The sequence below is a fragment of the Micromonospora okii genome (assembly GCF_020884795.1).
GTDB lineage: Bacteria > Actinomycetota > Actinomycetes > Mycobacteriales > Micromonosporaceae > Micromonospora > Micromonospora okii.
On the sequence record NZ_BBZF01000020.1, the window covers coordinates 40812 to 63618 of the forward strand.

The following is a 22807-nucleotide window of genomic DNA, read 5'->3' on the forward strand; positions in this document are numbered from 1 at the left end:
GACGACCTGCCACTGACGGGTCGGTCCTCGGCGCCCCGGGTGGACACTCGTCCACCCGGGGCCGCCCGCTGTCTGAGGGGAGAACGGATGGGCACGGCCGACCGGCTTTTCCGGCGGGCGGTCCGCGACGCGGGCGGCTGGACGGTGGGGCTGGCGGTGGTCACGCTGACGGGCGCCGTCGCCGAGCTGCTGCTGCCGGCGGCCCTCGGCCTCGCCGTCGACGCGGCGCTGACCGGCGGGAGCCGGTGGTGGCCGGTCGCCGTCTGCGCCCTGGTCGCCGTGCTCGTCGCCACCGACGCCCTCGGCGCCCTCGCCAGCGGGTACGGGGCGGCCCGGGCCACCGCCCGGCTACGCGGCAGCCTGCTGCGGCACCTGTTCGCCCTCGACGTGCGGGCCGCCCGCCGGTACCCCGTCGGGGACCTGGTGGGTCGGTTGGTCGGGCAGGCCGCCGACGCCGGGCAGGCCGCCACCACCGTCGTGCTCGGCGCGATCGCCGTGCTGCCCCCGCTGGGCAGCGTCGTCGCGCTCACCCTGATCGAGCCGGCGCTGGGCGTCACCCTGCTCGCCGGGCTGGCGCTGCTCGCGGTCCTGATGCGCGCCTTCGTCACGGACGCGTCGGAGGCCACCGCCGGCTACCAGCGCACCCTCAACTCGATCGCCGGCCGGCTGCTGGAGTCGCTGACCGGCGCGCGCACCATCGCCGCCGCCGGCACCCGCCGGCGGGAGGAGCAGCGGGTGCTGGCGGCCCTGCCCGAGCTGGGCGGGCACGGTCGGCGCGGCTGGGAGCTGCTGGCCCGGGCCGGCGCCCGCACGGCCGCCGTGGCGCCGCTGCTGCAACTGAGCGTGGTGGCCGTCGGCGGGTACGCGCTGACGGCCGGCTGGCTCACCCCCGGCCAGCTCGTCTCGGCGGTCCGCTACGCGGCCGTCGGCGCCGGCCTCGGCGCGGTGCTGGCCACCCTGAACCGGCTGGTGCGCAGCCGCTCCGGGGCCGCCCGGCTCGCCGAACTGCTGGCCCAGCCCGCGCCCGCCGACGGGGACCGGCCGCTGCCGCCGGGGCGCGGGGCGCTGCGGATGCGCGGCGTCAGCGTGTACGCCGACGACGGCCGGCCCGTCCTCGACCGCGTCGACCTGACCGTCCCGGCCGGCGCCACGGTGGCCGTGGTCGGCCCGTCCGGGTCCGGCAAGTCCACCCTCGCCGCCGTCGCCGGCCGGCTGCACGACCCGGACGCCGGGGAGGTGCGCCTGGACGGGATGCCCCTGTCGCGGCTGCGCCCGGACGCCCTGCGCCGGGCCGTCGGGTACGCCTTCGACCGGCCGGCGCTGGTCGGCGCGACCGTGCACGACGCGGTCGGGCTGGCGCTGCCCGCCGGGCAGGCCGCGCCCCCCGCCGACGGCTCCCCGGCCACCCCCGCCGTGCGACGGGCCGCCGAGGCGGCGGCGGTCGCCGACGTGGTCGACCGGCTGCCGGAGGGCTTCCGCACCCCGCTGGCCGACGCGCCGTTCTCCGGCGGCGAGGCCCAGCGCCTCGGGCTGGCCCGCGCCTTCGCCGGGGCCGACCGGCTGCTGATCCTCGACGACGCCACGTCCAGCCTCGACACCGTCACCGAGCACCGGATCTCCCGGGCGGTGGCGGGGCGGCCGGGCGAGCGTACCCGGCTGGTGGTCACCCACCGGGTCGCCACGGCGGCGGCGGCCGACCTGGTCGCCTGGCTGGACGGCGGCCGGCTACGCGCCCTGGCCCCGCACGCCCGGCTCTGGGCCGACCCCGCCTACCGGGCGGTGTTCCGCGCCGACGGGGAGGCCGCATGAGCCGGTCCGAGCGCACGGCCCCCGGGGTGGGGCGGGCCACCTGGGCGGCGCTGCGCGCCCGGCGGCGGGCCGTGGCGCGGCTCGCCGGCTGGTCGGCGGTCGAGTCGCTGCCGGCGCTGCTGTCCGGGGCGCTGGTGGCGCGGGCCGTCGACGGGGGCTTCCTCGCCGGCCGCTTCGGCGCGGGCCTGGGCTGGCTGGCCGCGCTGGCCACGGCGGTGCTCGTCGGCGCGGTGGCGACCGGCCGCACGTACCGCAGCCTCGGCGCGGTGGTCGAGCCGTTCCGCGACGACCTCGCCGCCCGGGTGGTCCGGGCGGCCCTGCGGGAGGCCACCCGGGCCGGGGGCCGCCCGGACAGCGCCGCCGCAGCCCGGCTGACCCACCAGGTGGAGCTGGTCCGGGACACCTTCGCCGGCCTGCTGATGGTGAGCCGGGGGTTCCTCTTCGCCGCCGTCGCGGCGCTGCTCGGCCTCCTCGCCCTCGATCCGGTGGTGGCGGCCCTGGTCGCCGCGCCGCTGGTCGTCGGGGTGGGCGTGTTCCTCGCCGCGCTCCCGGCGATGGTCGGGCAGCAGCGCCGGTACGTGCGCGCCGGTGAGGAGCTGGGCCGGGCCGCCGCCGGCGCGCTCTCCGGGCACCGGGACGTGCGGGCCTGCGGCGCGGCCGGGCGGGTCGTCGCCGACGTGGAGGGCCGGGTGGCCGACCAGGCCGCCGCCGAGCGGACCCTGGCCCGGATGGCCGCCGTGCGCGGCCTCAGCATCGGCGTGGGCGGCTGGCTGCCGCTGGCCCTGCTGCTGGTGGCCGCGCCCTGGCTGGTAGACCGGGGGCTGACCGCCGGCGCGGTGCTCGGGGCGCTGGTCTACGTCACCACCGGCCTCCAGCCGGCCCTGCACGCGCTGGTGCAGGGCATCGGCGGCGGGGGGCTGCGTTACGTGGTCACCCTGGAACGCATCCTGCGGACCTGTCCCGACGACGACGCCCCCACCGGCCTCGACGGGGCCGCGCCCGCTCCCGGCGACGGCGGGGAGCCGGCCGTGCGGGCCCGGGGGCTGACCTTCCGGTACGGCGTCGCGGCGCGGCCGGTGCTGGAGGACGTGACCCTGACCCTGCCGGCCGGCGAGCACCTCGCCGTGGTCGGGCCGAGCGGGGCGGGCAAGTCCACCCTGACCGCGCTGCTGTCCGGGCTGCTCGCCCCGCAGGCCGGCGCGGTCCTGCTGGGCGGGGCGCCGGTCGACGCCGTCGCGCCGGAGGCCCTGGCCCGGCTGAGGGTGCTGGTGCCGCAGGAGGCGTACGTCTTCACCGGCACCCTCGGCGACAACCTGCGCTACCTGCGGCCGGACGCCGACGACGCGACCGTGGCCGCCGCCCTCGACGCCCTGGGCGTGCGACCCCTGGCCGACCGCCTCGGCGGGCTGGACGGTGCGGTGACACCCTCAGACCTCTCCGCCGGCGAGCGGCAGCTCGTCGCCGCCGTGCGCGCCTACCTCTCCCCCGCCCCGCTGGTGCTCCTCGACGAGGCGACCTGCCACCTCGACCCGGCGACGGAGGCGAGGGTCGAGGACGCCTTCGCCCGCCGGCCGGGCACGCTGGTGGTGATCGCGCACCGGATCAGCTCGGCTCTGCGGGCCCGCCGGGTGCTGGTGCTCGACGGCGAGCGGCCGGCGCTCGGCACGCACGAGGAGCTGCTGGCGACGTCGGCGACGTACCGGGAGCTGGTCGGTCACTGGGACGACCAGCCGGCGGCGTCCCCGGCGTCGGCCCGGCGGGGCTGAACGCCCCGCCGGGCCGACGGGTCAGATCCAGCCCGACTCGCGGGCCACCCGGACCGCCTCGATCCGGGTGCGGGCCCCGGTCTTGCGGGCGATCCGCCCGAGGTGGTTGCGGACGGTGCCGCAGGACAGCCGCAGCGACCCGGCGACCTCCGCGACCGGGGCCCCGGCGGCGGTCAGCCGCAGCACCTCGGTCTCCCGCTCCGTCAGCGGGCTGTCGGCGGCCAGGGCCGCCAGGACCAGTTCGGCGTCGACCACCGACTCGCGGCGGGCGAGCCGCCGGACGCCGTCGACGACCCGCTGCGGCGGGACGTCGTTGGCCAGGATGCCGACCGTACGACCCGGGGCGAACACCCCGTGCAGCCCCCGCACCCGGCGCGGCGCGGCGAGCACGAGCAGCGGGCACTGGCCCACCGCCACCGGACCATCACTGATCAGATCGAAATCCACCACGGCGACGTCCGGCCGACCGACACGGACCGCCTGGCCGACCGCGTCGCCGCTGCCGACCTCCGCCACCACGTGGATGTCGTCCTCGGCGGCGAGGACGAGCGACAACGCCCCCCGAACCAGTGCACCGTCCAGGGCCAGCAGGGTACGGATCACTTGGACCTCTCCCAGCGTCTCGACGTATCACAGATCGTGAACATCTAAACACGGCCTCCCCGACCCCGCTCGGTGAGCGAAAAAGACGCCGGTGACCAGGGCGAAAGCGATTTCCGGCGGTTACAGCCAACCGTCGCGCTGCGCCAGCCGGACCGCCTCCATCCGGTTACGGGCGCCCGTCTTGTGCAGGATCGCGGACAGGTGGTTCCGCACCGTGCCGTGGGCCAGGAAGAGCCGGCGGGCGATCTCCTTCAGCGGCACCCCCTCGGCGGCCACCCGCAGCACCTCCAACTCACGCCGGGTCAGCGGGTTGACCGGCGGGCTGAGCACGGCGACTGCGGCGGCCGGGTCGATCACCCGTTCCCCGCCTGCCGTCGCCCGTACCGCGCGGACCAGCTCGGCCAGCGCGGCGTCCTTGCTGACGAGGCTGCGCGCCCCGGCGGCCAGGGCCGCCTCGACCAGCGGCGGGCTCCACCGGTGGCTCATCGCCACCACGGCCGTCTCCGGCGCCTCGGCGACCACCTTGGCCACCACCCACGCCGACTCGGGCACCTCCGACCTCAGCTCCAGCACCAGCACGTCGGGGCAGCCCCGGCGCAGCACCCCCCACAGCTCACCCACGCCCGCGGCGTCGGCGATCACCTCCATGTCCTCCTCGTTCGACAGCGCGGCGCACAGCGCGCTGCGCAGCAGTCCCATCTCCTCGGCCACGACGACGTGGATCACCACGGATCTCCGATCTCGGGTACGCGCGCCGCCCCGGCCGCCGGCTCTTCGGCGGCCCGGGGTTCCGTACGCGCGTAAACGGACAAGGTCGGCCCGACGAACGTCCATAGTGGACTGTGCCGGGCTACCGTGTGGCCACGTCGAGCGGGTTCGGCGGCGCGGGGGCCGACGAGCGCGGGACGGGCCCGGCCGGGACTCAGCCGGGACGGGCGGCGACCGCCGGGGCCCGGCTGCGGACCGGGACCGGCGGGACGGCGGTGCGGGCCCGCCCGTCCAGGTGCGGCGGCCAGCGGAACGCGTCGGCGACGGCGCAGGTGCTCCCGCCGCCGGAGCTGGCGTCGCCGGCGCATTCGCCCGGGGACGGCACGGGCCGGGGGGTCGGGCCGCCCGTCGCCGGGAGCCCGTCGAGCACCCGGTCGGCGTCGCGGCCGTCGTCGCGGGGCGCGTTGCGGTGTGCGCTGCGGTGTGCGTCGGCGACGTCCGGCCGACCGGCCCGGAACGCCCCGGGCCGCACGTCGTCGGTCGCGCCCGCCGCCCTCGCGGTCGACGACGAGACCCCGGCGGGCGCGGGGAGGCCGGGCAGCCCGGCCGGCGGATCGGGCGTCGGGCCGGGCGTCGGCGCGGGCCCGACCGGCGGCGACGGCCCGGTCGGGCCGGGCGGGAGCGGCAGATCCGGCAGGAGCGGTAGATCCGGCAGATTCGGCAGGGCCGGCAGCCGCGGCAGGGCCGGCAGCGCCGGCGGGAGCAGGTCGCCGACCAGCCCCAGGGCCGAGGGCACGACCTGCTGCGCCAGGTCGGAGGCCACGGTGGTGGCGGTCAGGCGGTGCGCCGACGCGCCGACGGGTTCCGGCAGGAAGGCCGGGACGGTGACCAGCCCGCGCCCCGCTCCCCCGCCGGGCGCCGGGACGGGGGGTTCAGGGGCCTCGGGGGGTGACGGCGCTCGCGTGGAGGGTTTTCCAGGCCCGGCGGGCTCTTCCGGAGAGGCGGGCTTCTCGGGCGCGGGTTCTTCGGGAGCGGCGGGCTTCTCGGGCGCGGCGGGCTCGTCGGGAGCGGCAGGCTTCTCGGGCCGGTGCGGCTCGTCGGGCCCGTCCGGCGGGGGCGCGGGTGGTGCCGGTACGGATGGAGCGGGTCCCTCCGGCTCCGCCGGTCGGGGCAGCGGCAGCGGCCGGGTCAGCCGGCCCAGAACCCGCCCCAGTGCGGGACGCCCCCGGTCGGACGGCGCGGGACGCCCCTGCTCGGCTGACTCCCGGCGCCCCCGGTCGGACGGCGCGGGACGCCGCAGGTCGCCGTCGCCGTGCGACGGGAGGACCACGGCGAGCGGGCGGTCGACGCGGAGCGCGGGAGCCGCCTCCGCCGGGCCCGCGCGCGGGATCCGCTCACTCGCGGCGGCCGAGCCGGCGAGCAGGACGGCCGCGACCACCCCGGCGCCCAGCGCCGCCGCGAGCAGCGCGAGCCGCCGCACGAGCCGGGCCGCGTCGCGCCCCGCCCCGGCGCACCGCGGCGCGGCCACCAGGGGCGAGCGGACAGCGGAACAGCGCACGGACCGACCTCTCTCCCGGGCGAAGATGTCGACACATGGTAGCTATGCGATCACTCACCCGCAGCCCTCCGCGCCGGCCGATAACACCGGCCGTTCGGGGGGATCCGGCCGGCCGGTCAGCCCGACGGGAGGTGGTCGCGGAGCGCGTCGAACTCGCTCCTCGTCAGGTACGACGGATTGGCCGCCTGCGGCTGACGGAACACCTCGATGCCGGCCAGCCGGGCGTCGGCGCGCAGCCGCTGCCGGGGGACCCGGTCCGGCTCGGCGAGGACGGTCAGGTCCAGCGGCACCGACCAGCCGCCGTCGCCGTCGACGACCGGCGCGGCGGTGATCCGGCCCACGCCCCAGACCCCGTACGGCAGCCGGCCCCGACTGCCGCTGGCCCAGAGCACGACCGGCTGGCCGGGCCGCATGAGCCGGGCCCGGTAGCCGGGCCGCACGCACCAGCTCGTCACGTGGGGCTCGCGCCGGAACCGGGCGGCCAGGTCGACCCGGTCGGCGTTGCCCTTGACCAGCCACGCCCCCAGGTCGTCGAGGGTCACCCGGCGCTCGCTCACCCGGCCATTGTGCCGCCCGTCCGGCGTCCCCGCCGGACGGGCGGCCGGTGTCACTCGGCGAGCCAGCGGTGGATGCAGTTCAGCAGGTCCTCGGCGTCGACCGGCTTGGTGACGTAGTCGCTGGCGCCGGAGGTGATGCTCTTCTCCCGGTCGCCGTGCATCGCCTTCGCGGTGACCGCGATGATCGGCAGGTCCGCGTAGCGCGGCATGGCGCGGATCGCGGCGGTGGCGGCGTACCCGTCCATCTCGGGCATCATCACGTCCATCAGCACGAGGTCGATGTCGTCGTGCCGCATCAGGGTCTCGATGCCCTTGCGGCCGTTCTCCGCGTAGACCACGTCGAGGCCGTGCAGCTCCAGGATGTTGGTCAGGGCGAAGACGTTGCGGGCGTCGTCGTCGACGACCAGGACCTTGCGACCGCCGAGCCCGCCGGCGAAGCCGACGCGGGGCGCGGGGGCCTCCGGGACGGCCGACCGGGGCAGCGGCACCACGCGCTCGGTCGCGTCCACCGACAGGTGCAGGGTGATCCGCTCACGCAGGTCGTCCAGGCTGCCGAGGACCTCCAGGGGGCGGTCGCCGGCCATCGCCCGCAGCAGCGCCTCCTGCCCGGCCGCCAGCGGGCGCGCGTGGTACGCGAGCACCGGCACGCCCCGGTTGGCCGGGTCGTCGTGCAACGCCCGCAGCAGCACGGCCGCGCTGTCGTCGGGCAGGTCCAGGTGCACGACCAGGCAGCGGTGCCGGCGGCCGACCGCGGCCTCCAGCCCGGCGGGGGCGTCCAGCGCGGTGGCGACCTCGACCGGCGACCGGCCGTCGGCCAGCCCGGCCGCGACGCCGTGCACCAGCATGGTCAGCAGCCCCTTGTCGTGGTGTTCGAGGACGAGCACCCGCCGCTCGCCGGCAGCCTGGTCGGTCACCCCCGACCCGAGCGTGTCCGGCGTGGCGGCCAGGCCCAGGTCGGCGACGAGGGCGGCCAGGGACGCGCCCGCGTCGGAGCCGGACGACGGGGCCGGGGCGACGACGGCCTGGTCGGGCAGCGTCGCCGGCAGGTAGAGGGTGAAGGTGCTGCCCCGCCCGAGGACGCTGCGCGCGGTGATCCGGCCGCCGAGCAGGTGGGCGATCTCCCGGCTGATCGACAGGCCCAGCCCGGTGCCGCCGTACCGGCGGCTGGTGGTGCCGTCGGCCTGCTGGAAGGCGTCGAAGATGGCGGTGAGGTGCTGCTCGGCGATGCCGATACCGGTGTCCACGACCCGGAAGGCCAGCACCTTCTCCCCCGGCGTGAAGTGCTCCGACAGCTCGTCCGGTCGGGCCAGCTCGATGCGCAGCGTCACCCGGCCGTGCTCGGTGAACTTGACCGCGTTGGAGACCAGGTTGCGCAGCACCTGCCGCAGGCGCTGCTCGTCGGTGTGCAGCCGCTCCGGCACGTCCGGGGCGGTGCTGATGTCCAGCTCCAGGCCGCGCGGGGTGGTCAGCGGCCGGAACGTCGCGTCGACGTAGTCGCGCAGCTCGCTGAGCGCGAACGTCTCCGGGTTGACGTCCATCTTGCCCGCCTCGACCTTGGACAGGTCGAGGATGTCGTTGATGAGCTGGAGCAGGTCGGTGCCGGCGGAGTGGATGACGGTGGCGTACTCGACCTGCTTGGCGGTGAGGTTGCGGTTCGGGTTCTGGGCCAGCAACTGGGCCAGGATGAGCAGGGAGTTCAGCGGGGTACGCAGCTCGTGGCTCATGTTGGCCAGGAACTCCGACTTGTACTTCGAGGCCAGCGCGAGCTGCTGGGCGCGCGCCTCCAACTCCTGGCGGGCCTGCTCGATCTCGGAGTTCTTGGTCTCGATGTCGTGGTTCTGCCGGGCCAGCAGCGCCGCCTTGTCCTCCAGCTCCGCGTTGGAGCGCTGGAGTTCCTCGGAGCGGGCCTGGAGCTCCTCGGAGCGGGCCCGCAGCTCGGCGGCGAGCCGCTGCGACTCGGTCAGCAGCACGTCGGTGCGGGCGTTGGCGACGATCGTGTTGACGTTGACGCCGATGGTCTCCATGAGCTGGTCGAGGAAGTCGCGGTGGACCTCGGTGAACCGGCTCATGCTGGCCAGCTCGATGACGCCGAGCACCTGGTCCTCGAAGAGGATCGGCAGCACCACGAGGTGCAGGGGCACGGCGGCGCCGAGGCTGGAGGAGACGGTGACGTAGCCGGCGGGCACGGCGTCCACCACTATCGCCCGCTTGCTCGCCGCGGCCTGTCCCACGAGGGAGTCGCCGAGGGTGTACCGGCGGTCGGAGGCACGGTGACCGTACCCGCCGACGACCCGCAGGGTGGGGGTGCCGGCGGCCTCCTCGACCAGCAGGAACGTGCCGAGCTGCGCGGAGACCAGCGGGGCCAGCTCGTCCATCACCAGGCCGGCGACGACCTCCAGGTCCCGGTGGCCCTGCATCAGCCCGGAGATGCGGGCCAGGTTGGTCTTGAGCCAGTCCTGTTCCTGGTTGGTCCGGGTGGTCTCGCGCAGCGACTCCACCATCGAGTTGATGTTGTCCTTCAGCTCGGCCACCTCGCCGGAGGCGTCCACGGTGATCGAGCGGGTGAGGTCGCCGGTGGCCACGGCGCTGGTCACCTCGGCGATCGCCCGGACCTGCCGGGTGAGGTTGCCGGCCAGCTCGTTGACGTTCTCGGTGAGCCGCTTCCAGGTGCCCGAGACGCCCTCGACCTCGGCCTGGCCGCCGAGCCGCCCCTCGCTGCCCACCTCGCGCGCGACGCGGGTCACCTCGGCGGCGAACGAGGAGAGCTGGTCCACCATCGTGTTGATGGTCGTCTTCAGCTCCAGGATCTCGCCCCGGGCGTCCACGTCGATCTTCTTGGTCAGGTCGCCCTGCGCGACGGCGGTGGTCACCTGGGCGATGTTGCGGACCTGGCCGGTGAGGTTGTTGGCCATCGAGTTGACGTTGTCGGTGAGGTCCTTCCAGGTGCCGGCCACGTTGGGCACCCGGGCCTGCCCGCCGAGCCGACCCTCCGTGCCCACCTCCCGCGCCACCCGGGTCACCTCGTCGGCGAACGCGCCGAGCGTGTCCACCATCGTGTTGATGGTCTGGGCGAGCACGGCGACCTCGCCCTTGGCCTCCACCGTGATCTTGCGGCTCAGGTCGCCCTGCGCCACGGCGGTGGCGACCAGCGCGATGGAGCGCACCTGGTTGGTGAGGTTGTTGGCCATCTCGTTGACGTTGTCGGTGAGGTCCTTCCAGGTGCCGCCGACGTTGAGCACCCGGGCCTGCCCGCCGAGCCGACCCTCCGTGCCCACCTCCCGCGCCACCCGGGTCACCTCGTCGGCGAACGCGGAGAGCTGGTCGACCATCGTGTTGATGGTCTCCTTCAGGGCGAGGATCTCGCCCCGGGCGTCGACCCGGATCTTCTGGGTCAGGTCGCCCTTGGCGACGGCCGTGGTGACCTCGGCGATGCTGCGCACCTGGGCGGTGAGGTTGTCCGCCATGACGTTCACCGACTCGGTGAGGTCCTTCCAGGTGCCCGAGACGCCCTTGACGTCGGCCTGGCCGCCGAGCCGGCCCTCGGTGCCGACCTCCCGGGCCACCCGGGTCACCTCGTCGGCGAACGACGAGAGCTGGTCCACCATCGTGTTGATGGTGTTCTTCAGCTCCAGGATCTCCCCGTGCGCGGTGACGGTGATCTTCTGCGACAGGTCGCCCCGGGCCACCGCCGTGGCCACCTGGGCGATGCTGCGCACCTGGTCGGTGAGGTTGACGGCCATCGAGTTCACCGAGTCGGTGAGGTCGCGCCAGGTGCCGGCGACGCCGCTGACCTGGGCCTGGCCGCCGAGCCGGCCGTCGGTGCCGACCTCCCGGGCCACCCGCGTCACCTCGTCGGCGAACGACGAGAGCTGGTCCACCATCGTGTTGATGGTGCTCTTGAGCTCCAGGATCTCGCCCCGGGCGTCGACGGTGATCTTCTGCGACAGGTCGCCCCGGGCCACCGCCGTCGTCACCTGGGCGATGTTGCGCACCTGGCTGGTGAGGTTGCCGGCCATGAAGTTGACCGAGTCGGTGAGGTCGCGCCAGGTGCCGGCGACCCCCGGCACCTCGGCCTGGCCGCCGAGCCGCCCCTCGCTGCCGACCTCCCGCGCCACCCGCGTCACCTCGTCGGCGAACGACGAGAGCTGGTCCACCATCGTGTTGATGGTGATCTTCAGCTCCAGGATCTCGCCCCGGACGTCGACGGTGATCTTCTGCGACAGGTCGCCCCGGGCCACCGCCGTGGCCACCTCGGCGATGTCGCGCACCTGGTCGGTGAGGTTGCCGGCCATGGCGTTGACGGAGTCGGTGAGGTCCTTCCAGGTGCCGGAGACCCCCGGGACCTCGGCCTGGCCGCCGAGCTGACCCTCGGTGCCGACCTCCCGGGCCACCCGGGTCACCTCGGAGGTGAACAGCGACAACTGGTCGACCATGCCGTTGAAGACGGTGGCGATCTCGCCGAGCAGGCCGTCGGCGTCCTGCGGCAGCCGGGTGCCGAAGTCGCCGTCGCGCACCGCGGTCAGCCCGGCGAGCAGTTGCCGCAGCCCCGGGTCCGTGACCGACCCGGCAGGGCCGGACGCGGCCCCGCCGCCCGCGCCACCACGTCGTACCGCCGACCGCTCGACCATCGCAAACCCCCGGAACCACCCAGCCGGACGGATGGTCCGGCGGCGACAGAGAACCGCGCAAGTATGCACGGAACGTCGCCGGTGCGCAGCGGCCGGAGGGGCAGCCGTGGCGCGGGGTCAGCGGGGGTGGGTCGCCGGGGCGGGCAGGCGCGCGCTGACCCAGGCGGTGGTGCCCCGGCCGTCGTCGCGGATCTCCAGGCCGTCGGTGAGCTGCTGGGCCAGCCACAGGCCGCGGTGGCCCACCTCGTTGGGGGCGGGCAGGGCGACCCGCACGTCGCCGAGGCCGGGGCCGTCGTCGCTGATCTCGCAGGTCAGCAGGGCGCCGTGGCGGCGCAGCCGCAGCCGCCCGCTGCCTCCGCCGTGCCGGACGACGTTGGTGACCAGCTCGTGCACCGCCAGCACGAAGTCCTCCAGGGCGTCGCCGGCCAGCCCCGCACCGCCGGCCGCGTCGGTGACGGCGTGGCGCAGTGCCGTCACCGCCTCGGCGCGGATGGACTCCGCCAACAGCGCCACTCCGGTATCCCCACGGGACGCGCCGGCTGTCGTGCCGCCGCCGTCACCCCCACCGCTGCTCATGGCGGGACCGTACACGTCCGCCACGCGCCGTGGGCGGGTCGGCCGGCTGATGGGGGTGACGGAGGCCGTCCGACGCCGGCCGTCGGCCGCCACGCCGCTTCGCCCGGCGGGTCACGGGGTGGACGCGGCCGGCAGCTCGGAGAGCATCTTCACCTGGGCGGTGCGTGAGCGCTCGATGCGGTCGGCGAGGTCGCGCACGTCGGGGCCGACCGCCGTCGGCAGGTGGGCGCGGGCCAGCGCGGCGGCCTGCCGCTGGTGGGCGGCGAGCACGTCGACGAGGACGGCGTCGAACCGGTCGGCGGTGGCGGAACGCACCCGCTCGAGGTCGGCGTCCACGGCGGCCGTCGGCTTCGCGCCATGCCCGGCGTGCTCGTCGGCGGCGCCTGCGGAGGCCGTGGCCTTCGCGCCATGCCCAGCGTGCTCGTCGGCGGAGGCCGCGGAGGCCGTGGCCTTCCCGCCATGCCCGGCGTGCGGGTCACCAGCGTCGGCCGGGACGGCGCGGAGCCACCGCCGCATGGTGGCCAGCTCGTCGGCCTCGGTGGCGTCGATGGCCGCGACGAGGGTGCGCAGCTTGGGGTCGACGAGGCGGGCCGCCGCCTCGGTGGCGAGGACCCGGGTGCGGTCGTGGTGGGCCACCATCGCCTTGAGGAACGGCACGTCCGCCGGGTTGGGCGGTTGCGCGGCGGCCGACCCGGCGGGCGGGCCGGGCTCGGCGGCGGGCGCGGCGCCGGACGCGGCGCAGCCGCCGACCGCCAGGAGCGCGGCGAGCGCGACGAGCGCGGGGAACTGTCTCATGCCGGGGCCTCTCGTGCGGGCGGGTGTGGCCCGTGACCGGGCCACACCCCTTTCGCGTGTCAGATCCGGGTCCAGAGGGCCGGCACGTTCGGCGGCTCCCAGCCGGCGATGGCGGTGTGCGCCATCGTGCACTGGTAGGTCGAGCCACCGTAGGTGACCCGGTCACCCGCCTTGTACGACTGGCCGGTCGCCCAGGTGCCGCTCGGGGCGGGGGTGGTCGCGGGCGGGTTGCTCGGCGCCGGGGTGGACGGCGCCGGGGTGGACGGCGCCGGGGTGGACGGCCGGGTCGGGGACGTGGTGGGCCCCGGGTTGCCGCTCCCGCCGCCGATCTGGAGGTCGACGCAGGAGTAGAAGGCGTTCGACGTGTCGGAGATGTTCCAGATGGCGAGCAGCTTCTGCCGGCCGCTGAAGCCGCCCAGGTTCACCTGGTGGGAGACGGTGGCCGCGGGCTGACGACCGCCGCCGTCGACCAGGCCGACCCGGGTGCCGCCGATGTAGTACTCCCAGTTGCTGGTGGCGTGCCGGGCGGTGTTGGTCCAGGTGAAGGTGACCGAGCTGCCGACCGAGGTGGCCGGCCAGTTGCGGCTGTCGTCGTTGAGCTCGGCGAACATGGGGATGCCGGCGTGGCAGTTCCGCAGCCCCTTCGGGCCCTCGACGCTCTGCGGCTCGTACTTGACCTGGCCACAGTTGGAAACCCGGCCCTGGGCGCAGAGCGCCTGCCGGCTGGGCGGGCCCGAGACGTAGCCATGGGCCTGGACGGGGGCCGCGATGGCCAGGGACGCGACGACGGCACCGGCCGACGCCAGCGGGAGAACGATCTTTCGACTCACGTGCGCGCTCCTTGGTCAGGTCGGGCGTGTTACGCAGCGGTGAGCTGCTGCTACACGCCCTCGGTGGGGTTGTGGTGAACATATAGTAAGCTTTGTTAACAGTAAATACCCCAAGCACAAAACGCCAAACCGGACACATTGGTCAGGATGAGCCCCGCCGACCCCCTTCCGCCGACCCCGGCGGCGGCAGAAGTCCGACCCAGCGCCGGCAGCACGAGCAGGGGCGGACGGAACCCACGGCGGTCCCATTCCATTCCGCGCCGACGGCACACGTCTTCGGTTCCGCGCAACCAATGAAGCATTGACGGCGGATGAACGTTTTCGCACCCGACCCCGACCGACATCCACTCGCGCGGCAGGAAATGCGCAGGTCGGCGGAGGCGGAATCCCCTCCCCGGGCGGCGGTCGACAATTCCAGACGGAGGGTGACAAACCCCTCCGCAGAAGCCCCTCCACCGGGGCGGCGCAGCGGTCATCTCCCTGCTCAGCACCCCGAAGCGCCCACGACTCGGGGGCACCGGCAGCGCCACCTGCCATCACCGAGGGACGACGAGCCGCGAACCGCGAGTCGACGCACCCGACCCCGGATGCAATGACCGTCCTAACTGGACAAACAGCAAGATAAGATGACCTCACCGAATGCGAGCCAGGCCCGCTCCCCGCTGTCCGGAAGACGCGACGACGGCCGCCACAGAAAAGCAGCGTTAAAGCCGCCGCGACTCGCAGGAAAAGGATCGTCGGAACGGCTGAACGGCGCTCACCGCGCGCCCGGGGGGTGCTGCGCCCAGCCGCGCTCGACCGAGCGGCGGCACCGGTCGGGGTCGTCCCCGGCGCTGGCGAACAGCGCGGCCAGCAGGAGGATGCCGTGGTCGAGCGTGGCGACCGGCAGGGGGCCGGTGGCGACCAGCGAGACCAACCCGTGGCCGATCACCCAGCTCTGGGTGGCCAGCTCCAGCGGCACGACGTCGGGGCGGAAGCGGCCCGCCGCCCGGCCGCGCGCGGCGGCCTGGACCAGGTACTCCAGGGTGCTGTCGGCGGCCTGGGCGTCCTCCAGGTCGAAGGTCGCGTCGAACATGACCCGGTACAGGTCGGGGTGCTCCAGGGCGTTGCGCAGGTAGGCGGCGACCAGGGCGGTGAGGTCCCGCACCGGGTCGTCGGAGACCGGCACCCGCGCGAGCCGGGCGCCCAGGCGGGTGAAGCCCTCCTGCCGCAGGGCCTTCCACATGCCGTCCATGCCGCCGAAGTACGTGTAGACGGCCATCGTCGACACTCCGGTCCCGGCCACCAGCGCGCGCAGCGTGATGGGCTCGCGCGTGCGCAGCATGTGGGCGGCCCGCTCGATGAGCAGGGTCCACACCGTCGGGTCCTTCGTCCTAGCCACGGCCCCAGAATATATAACATAGCTGTGCTATGTTTCGCCCTGGCCTCGGTCGACGGCTCCTTCGCCGACGTGGCCAAGCTGACCGTCTACGTCGTCGACTTCACCCCCGACAAGATGGGGCCGCTGGTCGAGGGGATCGCCCGGGCCTGCGCGACGCTGGGCGTCACCCCGGCCCCTCCGCTGACGGGGATCGGTGTCAGCGCGCTCGCCGGCCCCGACCTGCTGTGCGAGGTCGAGGCCACCGCGGTCCTGGACTGAGCGAGCGGCGCTCCCGGGGCCCGGCCCCGAACCTTGGGAACGGCCGGGCCCCGGGAGCGGCCGTCAGGAGCGCCGGGCGTACGGCGCGATCGGGTTGACCAGGGTGCCGGCGAACTGCAACGCCGCCGACGGGTCGGACAGGTCCACCATCTGCTGGTTGTCCCGCAACTGGAGCCGGTTGAGGCAGGAGTGCGCGAACTCCGGGACGAACAGGTCGTGCCGGCGCAGCCGCTCGGCCAGGTGCGGCACCCGCTCGGCGTAGTCGGACGCGCAGTCGGCGACCGTGCGCCAGAACTCCTCCTCGGTGAGCAGCCCCGCGTCGGTGAAGACCACGTTGAGGTGGCGCAGGTAGCAGGAGAAGACGTCCGTGAAGATCGACAGGATCTTCTCGTCCTCGGGAATGTTCGCCCGGACCCGGTGCACCGCCTCGGGCAGGTCGGCGTCGGGGTCCATCACCACGATCTCCTCGGCGATGTCCTTGAAGATCGCCCGCTCCACCGCGCCGTCGCGCAGCACCAGGATGACGTTCTCGCCGTGCGGCATGAACGCCAGGTCGTAGGCGTAGAGGCAGTGCAGCAGCGGGACGAGGTACGCGTCGAGGTAGCGGCGCAGCCACTCCCCCGCCGCCAGCCCCGACTCGGCGACCAGCGCGGCGGCGAACGACGCGCCGGCCGAGTCGACGTGCAGCAGCGACGCCATCGTGGCCAGCCGGCGCCCCGGCTCCAGGCCCGGCACCGGGCTCTCCCGCCACAGCGCCGCCAGCATCTTCCGGTACGGGGAGTACCGGTCGGTGGCCGCCTCGAAGCGGCGGTTGCGGTACCCGATCGCCGCCCGCTCCCGGATGATCGTCAGCCCGGTGGCCTTGAGCACCTCGTCGCGGTCGATGAGGTCGGCGAGCCAGTCGTTGATGGCCGGGGTGGCCTCCATGTACGCCGCCGACAGCCCCCGGATGAAGCCCATGTTCAGCACGGCGAGGGCGGTCTTGACGTAGTGCCGCCGGGGGTGGCTGACGTTGAAGAAGGTGCGCAGGGACTGCTGGGCCAGGTACTCGTCGGGGCCCGCGCCGAGGAAGACCAGCCGCCGCTCGGCCACGTCGGCGGCGAACGTGACGGCGAGCCGGTTCCACCACTGCCACGGGTGCACGGGCAGGTAGAGGTAGTCGGCCGGGTCGAGGCCGAGCCCGGTCAGCGTGGCGGCGAACCCGGCGAGCACCTCCTCGCCCAGTTCCTCCCGGTAGAGCGCGTCGACGTCGGTGTCGGTGCAGCAGGTGAACGTGGTGTGGTCGCGGTGACCCGCCACCCAGAACAGCCGCACCGGGCGGGCGACCTCCGGGGCGTACCGGTGGTATTCGTCGATGCCGAGGCCGATGCGGCCGTTGTTGGCGACGAAGCCGGGGTGCCCCTCGGTCATCCGGGTCTCGACGGTCTGGAAGTCCGCCCGCGCCAGCTCGGCCGCGTCGATCTCCGGCCGGTCCAGCTTGTACGCCCACCCGGCGAGGGTGGAGGTGATCTCCTCCAGGTAGACCGGCAGCACCCGGTCGGTAAGGCCGAGCGCCCCGCGCAGCTCCACGCAGAGCTCCAGGGCGTCCAGAGGCAGCTCGACCCCGTCGCGGCGGCGGGTGATGCTGTCCGGGTCGATCCGCCAGTGGTCGAGGGCGAGCCGCCGGGCCGCGAAGCGGTAGGTGACGGTGCCGTCGTCGCTGGTCACCTCGTACTCCCCCGAGCCGCCGACGGGCGCGGGGGTGAGCAGCCGCTCGTGGGAGAACTCGGCGAGCGCCTTGCGCACCAGCAGCCGGTTGGCCCGCGCCCAGTTCTCCGGGGTCAGGTGGCCGACGGCGTCGTCGGGGTCCACGACGGCCGACGCGCCGTCGCTGTCCGCCCCGCCGGTGGCGGCGGCGAACTGGGCGCGGGTGCAGAAGCTCAGCAGCCCGGTCTTGTCGGGCAGCTCCACCGTGCCGGCCGGCACGAAGCCGACGGCGGCGTTGAGGGCGTGCACCGCGCTGTTGCGCGCGTCCGGCTCGACCACCACCCGGCGGTGGGTCGGGTCGGCGAAGAGCCACGCCATCACGGTGGTGATGACGGCCCGGCTGAAGCCGGAGACCGGGGTGTCGGTCGGCGCGCAGAGGAAGTGCATGCCCACGTCGCCGGGGCGGGCCGGATACCTGCCGGCCAGCTCGACCTGGGCCGGGTCGTACCGCTCGACGAGGAAGGCCGGCTCGCCCCGCCACAGCCCGACGAACGCGGCCTGGTGCGGGTTGGCGGCGATGCGGGCGTAGTCGGCGGCGACCCGGTCCACGTCGGCGTCGGCCATCAGCCAGAACGCCGCCTTCGGGTGGGTCACCCAGGAGTGCACCAGCGCGGCGTCTGCGGCCGGGTCGAGCGCGCGCAGGGCGAACTCGCCGAGCCGGGGGTCGGTGCGGGTGTAGAGGATCTCCGTCATGCCCGCACCTCCGCCGGCACCCCGAACTCCTGGAACGCGATCCGCTCCTCGACCGGGTAGTGCTCGCGGCCGAGCACCTGCCGGATGATGATCGAGTTGCGGTACGGGCCCATGCCCAGGTCGGGCGAGGTGACGCTGTGCGTGTGGGTGCCGCCGTTCTGGAGGAACACCCGCCCGGCGTGGTCGACGCGGTAGTCGCGGCCCACGTCGAACCGGCCGTGCGAGTCGAAGCGCAGCAGGTGGCGCACCGGATCGAGGAACGAGGGCACCTCGAAGTGGTACCCGGTGGCCAGCACCAGCCCCTCCGTGTCGAGCCGCCCGGCGGTCCCCTGCTCGACGTGGCGCAGCCCGAGGCCGTACGCGCCGGTGGCCGGGTCGCGGCTCGCGTCGGTGACCTCGGTGTTGGTCAGCAGCCGGGTCTCCACCGGCCCGTGCACGCTCTTGGCGTACAGCAGGTCGTAGATGTCGTTGATCAGGTCCGCGTTGATCCCCTTGGACAGCCCCTTCTGCTCGCCTTCCAGCCGGTAGCGGGTCGGCTCGGGCAGGGCGTGGAAGTAGTCCACGTAGTCCGGGGAGGTCATCTCCAGGGTCAGCTTGGTGTACTCCAGCGGGAAGAACCGGGGCGAGCGGGTGACCCAGTTCAGCCGGTAGCCGTACGTGTCGATGTCGGCGAGCAGGTCGTGGTAGATCTCGGCGGCGCTCTGGCCGGAGCCCACGACGGTGACGCTGCGCTTCTCCCGCAGCGCCGCCCGGTGCTGGAGGTACGCCGACGAGTGCACGACGCCGTCGCCGTCGAGCCCGGCGCAGGCCGCCGGGACGTACGGCGAGGTGCCGGTGCCGAGCACCAGGTTCCGGGCCCGGTGGGTGACGGTCTCCCCGGTGGCGGTGACCGTGGCGCGGACGGTGAACAGGTCGTCGGTGGAGTCGTGGGTGACGGCGGTGACCCGGTGGCCGAAGCGCACGCCGCTCAGCTTCCGCGCCGCCCACTGGCAGTACGCGTTGTACTCGCTGCGCAGCGGGTGGAACCGCTCGCGGATGTAGAAGGGGTACAGCCGCCCCGACTCCTTGAGCCAGTTGAGGAAGGAGTACGGCGAGGTGGGGTCGGCGAGGGTGACCAGGTCGGCCACGAACGGGGTCTGCAACCGGACGGATTCGAGCAGCATCCCGGGGTGCCAGTCGAAGGACTCGCGGCCCTCCAGGAAGAGGCAGTCCAGATCGGCGATGGGTTCGGTGAGGCAGGCCAGGCCCAGGTTGTACGGGCCCAGGCCGACGGCGACGACGTCGTGGGTGGACATAGGGTCGCTTTCTGCGCGGAGTCGAGGGGTGGGCACGGTGCGCACGGCTCAGCCGACCGGGCAGGTGGCGGCGGTGCGCTCGCGCACGTACCGATGGGCGTGGCCGGCGAGGAGGTCGACGACGTGCGCCACGTCGTCCAGGGTGGTCTCCGGGTTGAGCAGGGTGAACTTGAGGTACTGCCGGCCGTCGACCCGGGTGCCGGCGACCACGGCCTCGCCGGAGGCGGCCAGCGCCCGGCGGGCGTACCGGTTGGCCTCGTCGGCCAGCGCCCGGTCGGGGCCGTCGGGCAGGTAGCGGAACACGACGGTGCTCAGCGCCGAGCGGGTGACCACCTCGAAGCGGGGGTCGCCGGCCAGCAGCCGCCACGCCGCGCCGGCGGTCTCCACCACCTCGTCGAAGAGCTGCCCGATCGCGTCGGGGCCCATCATCCGCAGGGTGAGCCAGAGCTTGAGCGCGTCGAAGCGGCGGGTCGTCTGGAGGCTCTTGTCGACCTGGTTGGGCACCCGCTCGTCAGCCGCGAGCGGGGCCGGGTTGAGGTAGTCGGCGTGGTACGTGGCGTGCCGCAGCACCTCGCCGTCGCGCACGATCAGCGCGGAGCAGGAGACCGGCTGGAAGAAGGACTTGTGGTAGTCGACGGTCACCGAGTCGGCGCGTTCGATGCCGGCGAGCAGGTGCCGCCGGGTGGGCGAGACCAGCAGCCCGCAGCCGTACGCCGCGTCGACGTGCAGCCGTACCCCGGCGGCGGCGCACCGGTCGGCCACCGCGTCGAGAGGGTCGATGGAGCCGAAGTCGGTGGTGCCGGCGGTGGCGACGACCGCCATCACGGTGAGCCCGTCGCGGGCGCAGCGGGCCAGCGCCGCCGCGAGGGCGTCGGGGCACATGCGACGGTCGGCGTCGGTGTCCACGGTGACCACCGCGTCGGCGTCGAGACCGAGTAGGACGGCGGCCTTCTGCACGCTGAAGTGGCCGGCGGCGGAGGCGAGCACCCGCAGCTTGGGCAGCAGCTCGCGGCGGGGCAGCGGCGACGCCGCGCACGCCTCCTCCCGGGCCAGCAGCAGGGCGTGCAGGTTGGACTGGGTGCCGCCGCTGGTGAAGACGCCGTCAGCGCCGGGGCCGAAGCCGATCCGCTCCGCCGTCCAGTCGACCAGGCGGCGCTCGATGAGGGTGCCGCCGGCGCTCTGGTCCCAGGTGTCCAGGGAGGAGTTGACGGCGGAGAGCACGGCCTCGCCGAGCAGCGCGGGGATCACCACCGGGCAGTTGAGGTGGGCCAGGTAGCGGGGGTGGTGGAAGTAGACGGCGTCGCGCAGGTACACCTCCTCCAGCTCGTCGAGCGCGGCGGCCGGGTCGGCGAGAGGCCGGTCCAGGTCGACGGCGGCGACCCTCGGTGCGAGCGCGGCCGGGGTGACGCCCGTCAGCGGCCGGTCGGTGCTGGCGATCCGGGCCCGGACCCGGTCCAGCCCTTCGGCCACCACCCGCCGGTACCGATCGGTGTTGTCCCGGCTCAGCAGGTGGGTGCGGGGGTTCGGCTGGCGGCCGGTGGCGGGGGGATCGTAGGCAGCGGTGCGACCCGAGATGCTCATACGGTTTCCTCGTCGGTCGGTGGGAGTCCGGGGCCGGCGGCGCGTCAGCGCGACGGCCGACGCCGGACGGGGTGTTGCCGGGGTCAGGGTCAGGCCGCCGCGGCGGCGGGGGACTCGCCGCGCAGGTGGTCCTCGGAGGCGCCGCGCCGCCAGTAGCCCGCGAAGGTGACCCGGCGGCGGTCGACGCCGCGCTCGGAGACCAGGTGGCGGCGCAGGCCGCGCACGGTCGCGGACTCGCCGGCGATCCAGGCGTACGGGATGTCGGCGGGGAGCCGGGCCGCGCGGAGGGTGTCGCGCAGCAGCCCGGAGCCGGGCGGGGTGGCGCCCCGGACCAGCCAGGAGACCTCCACCCCGGGCGGGGTGCGCAGCTCCTGGATGTCGGCCACGTGGGGCACCTCGATCCACGCCCGGACCCGGACGCCGGCGGGCAGCCAGTCCAGGATGGCCCCGACGGCGGGCAGGGCGCTCTCGTCGGCGGCGATCAGGGACCAGGCGGCGTCGGCGGGCGGGCGGAAGCAGACCGCGCGGTTGTCGGGCACGGCCGGGCCGAGCAGCACCACCGGGTCGCCGGGGCGGGCCCGGCCGGCCCACCGGGAGGCCGGGCCGGTGTCGCCGTGGCGGACGAAGTCGATGTCCACCTCGCCGCGCTCGGGCCGCTGGGCGCGGATCGTGTACGAGCGCATCACGGCGCGGACGGCGGGGTCGACGGCCCGCCAGCGGGCGAACCAGTCGTCGCCGGCGTCGATCGGCACCACGGGGGCGGGCTGTCCGGCGGCGGGCAGGAAGAGGGTGGCGCTCTGGTCCCGGCCGCCGCCGGCGAAGGTGGTGAGCTGTGGGCCGCCGAGGGTCACCCGGACCAGGGTCGGCCCGAGCCGGCGGGTGCGGACGACCTGCGCCTCGTAGAACCGGAACTGGGTGGCGACGGTGTCGAGGGTGGCGCTCGGCATGGCGGTCAGCTCACTTTCTTCGCGGCGCTGATGGCCTTGGCGAGGTTCTCCAGCAGCGGTGCGACCCCGGCGTACGACAGGCGCGGCACGGAGTCCCAGGCGGTGATCTGGTTGGCCCGCACGGCGGGTAGCTGCGCCCAGGTGGGCTTCTTGGCCAGGTCGGCCGGTTGCAGGGAGGTGCCCCGGTTGTCCAGCAGGATCAGGTCCGCCGGGTACTTGCCGGCGTTCTCCCAGCTCAGTGCCTCGAAGTAGTCGCCCTTCTCCAACTTGGTCGGCACCACGATGTCGACGCCCAGCTCGGCGAAGTACATCAGGTCGCTGGAGACCTTCGGGTTGGAGGCGTAGAACAGGTCGGGGCTGCCGGAGGCGGCGAGGACCTTGATGCCGGGGTTGGCCTTGACGGCCTGCCGGACGCTGTCGGCGGCGGCCTCGAATCGGGCCTTGGCGTCGACAACCTTCTTGGCGTTGAGGTCGGCCCCGAGGGCGGCGGCCAGCTCGGCGTACCGCTCGATGGGGCGGTTGATCGGCACCCGCGCGGTCTTGATGGCCACGGCGGGGGCCAGGCCCAGGATCTTGTCGCGGCTCTCGTCGGGCACGTACCAGAAGGCCCCCGGGTCGTACATGTGGGTGACCAGCAGGTCGGGGTTGAGGCCGGCGTACTTCTCGATGCTGAACTCGCCCCAGACGTTGCCGAGCACGGTCACCCTGCCCACGTCGAGGTCGCCGGCCTGCGGGTCCTTCGAGCCGTCGGAGCGGGTGGTCTCGCCGAACACGCCGACGATCTGCTTGTCGAGTCCGAAGTCGACCAGCGCGGCGGCCACGCCGGTGAAGGCGACGACGCGCGCCGGGGTGGCGTCCCGCGTGATCTTCTCCGGACGGTCGTCTGTGAACGACCAGGGACCGCCGCCTCCGGACGGTGAGGAGGTGTCGTCCTTGCCGCCGCAACCGCCGAGCAGGGCGCCGAGGGCGAGGGCGCCGCCGGCGGAGAGCAGACCGCGGCGGGTCAGGCGCGGACGGGACACGGGTACGGGCATGACGGCTTCTTTCCGGTCCGGGGTGGTTCGATGACCACGAGC

At 74.7% G+C, this 22807-nt stretch carries 16 protein-coding genes and 1 pseudogene; 3 read left to right on the forward strand and 14 right to left on the reverse strand.

The genetic code is table 11. The features are described from left to right. The first annotated feature begins 87 nt into the window (after positions 1-87). Both LPU43_RS18760 and LPU43_RS18765 read left to right on the forward strand, forming a co-directional pair. Positions 88-1809 carry an ATP-binding cassette domain-containing protein gene (locus LPU43_RS18760; RefSeq protein WP_229401769.1) on the forward strand — a complete coding sequence of 574 codons (1722 nt, stop codon included), beginning with the start codon at positions 88-90 and terminating at the stop codon, positions 1807-1809. Next, positions 1806-3575: an ATP-binding cassette domain-containing protein gene (locus LPU43_RS18765; protein ID WP_229401770.1), complete on the forward strand. Its 1770-nt coding sequence runs from the start codon at positions 1806-1808 to the stop codon at positions 3573-3575. The genes LPU43_RS18760 and LPU43_RS18765 overlap by 4 nt, the downstream gene beginning before the upstream one ends. Before the next feature lie 21 nt (positions 3576-3596). On the opposite strand, the gene LPU43_RS18770 is transcribed toward LPU43_RS18765, so the two are convergent. The 9 genes from LPU43_RS18770 to LPU43_RS18810 all read right to left on the reverse strand — a co-directional run bounded on the left by LPU43_RS18770 (position 3597) and on the right by LPU43_RS18810 (position 15211). Then, positions 3597-4178: a response regulator transcription factor gene (locus LPU43_RS18770; protein ID WP_229401771.1), complete on the reverse strand. Its 582-nt coding sequence runs from the start codon at positions 4176-4178 to the stop codon at positions 3597-3599. A gap of 120 nt (positions 4179-4298) precedes the next feature. Beyond that, the gene (locus LPU43_RS18775; RefSeq protein WP_229401772.1) at positions 4299-4904 is read right to left on the reverse strand and encodes a response regulator transcription factor; all 606 of its coding nucleotides are present in this window, start codon (positions 4902-4904) and stop codon (positions 4299-4301) included. Between the two features lie 196 nt (positions 4905-5100). Further along, positions 5101-6414 carry a hypothetical protein gene (locus tag LPU43_RS18780; protein ID WP_229401773.1) on the reverse strand — a complete coding sequence of 438 codons (1314 nt, stop codon included), beginning with the start codon at positions 6412-6414 and terminating at the stop codon, positions 5101-5103. A gap of 146 nt (positions 6415-6560) precedes the next feature. Continuing rightward, positions 6561-7001 (reverse strand): hypothetical protein, encoded by a 441-nt coding sequence (locus LPU43_RS18785; protein WP_229401774.1) that lies wholly within the window; start codon positions 6999-7001, stop codon positions 6561-6563. 50 nt (positions 7002-7051) lie between these two features. Continuing rightward, positions 7052-11629, reverse strand: coding sequence for a HAMP domain-containing protein (locus LPU43_RS18790; protein WP_229401775.1), 4578 nt, complete (start codon positions 11627-11629; stop codon positions 7052-7054). Positions 11630-11746: 117 nt separating this feature from the next. Beyond that, positions 11747-12205 carry an ATP-binding protein gene (locus LPU43_RS18795; RefSeq protein ID WP_229401776.1) on the reverse strand — a complete coding sequence of 153 codons (459 nt, stop codon included), beginning with the start codon at positions 12203-12205 and terminating at the stop codon, positions 11747-11749. Positions 12206-12316: 111 nt separating this feature from the next. Beyond that, positions 12317-13000, reverse strand: coding sequence for a DUF305 domain-containing protein (locus LPU43_RS18800; protein WP_229401777.1), 684 nt, complete (start codon positions 12998-13000; stop codon positions 12317-12319). A gap of 59 nt (positions 13001-13059) precedes the next feature. Then, a complete protein-coding gene (locus LPU43_RS18805; RefSeq protein WP_229401778.1) occupies positions 13060-13830 on the reverse strand; it encodes a lytic polysaccharide monooxygenase in 771 nt (256 codons plus the stop codon). A gap of 757 nt (positions 13831-14587) precedes the next feature. Beyond that, positions 14588-15211: a TetR/AcrR family transcriptional regulator gene (locus LPU43_RS18810; RefSeq protein WP_229401779.1), complete on the reverse strand. Its 624-nt coding sequence runs from the start codon at positions 15209-15211 to the stop codon at positions 14588-14590. Between the two features lie 36 nt (positions 15212-15247). Here LPU43_RS18810 and LPU43_RS18815 point away from each other — a divergent pair. Continuing rightward, positions 15248-15469: pseudogene (locus LPU43_RS18815) on the forward strand (RidA family protein); the annotation flags it as partial. A gap of 63 nt (positions 15470-15532) precedes the next feature. On the opposite strand, the gene LPU43_RS18820 reads toward LPU43_RS18815, so the two are convergent. The 5 genes from LPU43_RS18820 to LPU43_RS18845 all read right to left on the reverse strand — a co-directional run bounded on the left by LPU43_RS18820 (position 15533) and on the right by LPU43_RS18845 (position 22765). Then, positions 15533-17908, reverse strand: coding sequence for a GNAT family N-acetyltransferase (locus LPU43_RS18820; RefSeq protein WP_306416152.1), 2376 nt, complete (start codon positions 17906-17908; stop codon positions 15533-15535). After that, on the reverse strand, positions 17905-19203 hold the full coding sequence (locus LPU43_RS18830; protein WP_229401780.1) for a lysine N(6)-hydroxylase/L-ornithine N(5)-oxygenase family protein: 1299 nt from the start codon (positions 19201-19203) through the stop codon (positions 17905-17907). The genes LPU43_RS18820 and LPU43_RS18830 overlap by 4 nt, the downstream gene beginning before the upstream one ends. Before the next feature lie 48 nt (positions 19204-19251). Further along, entirely contained in the window at positions 19252-20784 is a 1533-nt protein-coding gene (locus tag LPU43_RS18835) for a pyridoxal phosphate-dependent decarboxylase family protein (protein ID WP_229401781.1), read from the reverse strand. 89 nt (positions 20785-20873) lie between these two features. After that, positions 20874-21731 carry a siderophore-interacting protein gene (locus tag LPU43_RS18840; protein WP_229401782.1) on the reverse strand — a complete coding sequence of 286 codons (858 nt, stop codon included), beginning with the start codon at positions 21729-21731 and terminating at the stop codon, positions 20874-20876. Between the two features lie 5 nt (positions 21732-21736). After that, positions 21737-22765, reverse strand: a complete 1029-nt coding sequence (locus tag LPU43_RS18845) for an ABC transporter substrate-binding protein (RefSeq protein ID WP_229401783.1) — start codon at positions 22763-22765, stop codon at positions 21737-21739. Between the last annotated feature and the right edge of the window lie 42 nt (positions 22766-22807).

Bases quoted from the DNA above. Each gene is read 5' to 3' on its own strand.
- LPU43_RS18845 (WP_229401783.1), bottom strand. From the start codon at position 22,765: ATGCCCGTACCCGTGTCCCGTCCGCGCCTGACCCGCCGCGGTCTGCTC.
- LPU43_RS18840 (WP_229401782.1), bottom strand. From the start codon at position 21,731: ATGCCGAGCGCCACCCTCGACACCGTCGCCACCCAGTTCCGGTTCTAC.
- LPU43_RS18830 (WP_229401780.1), bottom strand. From the start codon at position 19,203: ATGTCCACCCACGACGTCGTCGCCGTCGGCCTGGGCCCGTACAACCTG.
- LPU43_RS18760 (WP_229401769.1), top strand. From the start codon at position 88: ATGGGCACGGCCGACCGGCTTTTCCGGCGGGCGGTCCGCGACGCGGGC.
- LPU43_RS18835 (WP_229401781.1), bottom strand. From the start codon at position 20,784: ATGAGCATCTCGGGTCGCACCGCTGCCTACGATCCCCCCGCCACCGGC.
- LPU43_RS18790 (WP_229401775.1), bottom strand. From the start codon at position 11,629: ATGGTCGAGCGGTCGGCGGTACGACGTGGTGGCGCGGGCGGCGGGGCC.
- LPU43_RS18800 (WP_229401777.1), bottom strand. From the start codon at position 13,000: ATGAGACAGTTCCCCGCGCTCGTCGCGCTCGCCGCGCTCCTGGCGGTC.
- LPU43_RS18765 (WP_229401770.1), top strand. From the start codon at position 1,806: ATGAGCCGGTCCGAGCGCACGGCCCCCGGGGTGGGGCGGGCCACCTGG.
- LPU43_RS18820 (WP_306416152.1), bottom strand. From the start codon at position 17,908: ATGACGGAGATCCTCTACACCCGCACCGACCCCCGGCTCGGCGAGTTC.
- LPU43_RS18795 (WP_229401776.1), bottom strand. From the start codon at position 12,205: ATGAGCAGCGGTGGGGGTGACGGCGGCGGCACGACAGCCGGCGCGTCC.